Source organism: Micrococcus sp. LASM2_SD2 (assembly GCF_057364565.1).
The window spans coordinates 1-803 of record NZ_JBNFOB010000440.1; the positions used below are offsets into that span (position 1 = coordinate 1).

1 protein-coding gene is annotated in these 803 nt (G+C 70.5%); it reads left to right on the plus strand.

What is annotated here, in order from left to right; translation table 11 throughout:
• Positions 1-635, plus strand: a 635-nt coding sequence (locus AC2W7A_RS12995) for a GntR family transcriptional regulator (RefSeq protein WP_485991690.1), incomplete at its 5' end; no start/stop codon positions are given.
• Positions 636-803: the final 168 nt, after the last annotated feature.

Here is an 803-nt window from a genome sequence, read left to right on the forward strand (position 1 = left end):
CGCCGGCGCCGCCGAGGAGCTGCGCCGCCGCATCGAGACCGCCTCGCTGGCCCCGGGGCACCCGTCTCGGGGAGGTGGCGCTCGCCGCCGAGCTGGACGTCAGCCGCAACAGCCTCCGTGAGGCCTTCGCCGCGCTCGTGGCCGAGCGGCTGCTCATCCGGCGCCCCAACCGCGGCGTCTTCGTGGCCTCCCCGGACGTCCAGCAGGTCCGCGAGATCTACCGCACCCGCCGCATCATCGAGCTCGGCGCCCTGCGCTTCGGCGAGGTCACGGCGGAGGTGGAGGCCGACCTGCGCCGCGTGGTCGACATGCTCTCCCCGACGCCCACCACGGTGGACCCGCTGCTGATGGGCGACGCCAACCAGTGCCTGCACGGCGCGATCGCCGCGATGACGCGTGCCCCGGACCTGCAGCGCACCCTCCGCCAGACGATGGTCCGCATGCGCCTGGCCTTCCAGCCCATGGACCGTGAGACCGATCTGCATTCCCGCTTCGCCGAGCGGAACCTCCAGATCGCCCAGGCGCTGCTGGAGGACCGTGCCGAGGGGCTCGGCGAGATGTTCTCGGCCTACCTGGACGAGTCCGAGCAGTTCGTCCTGGACCACCTCTACGAGCGGGCCGAGTCCCACTCCTGACGTCCTGACGCGACCTCACGACGACGGCCGCCCACCCTGGCAGGGTGTGCACTGCTCCCCGGAAGTTGGACTCCTATTCAAGTCCGACTCACCCGGGGAGCAGTGCTGTGCCAGCACCATCGAAACTCACACCAGAACAACGAGAACAGGCCATCGACCTGTTCGAGC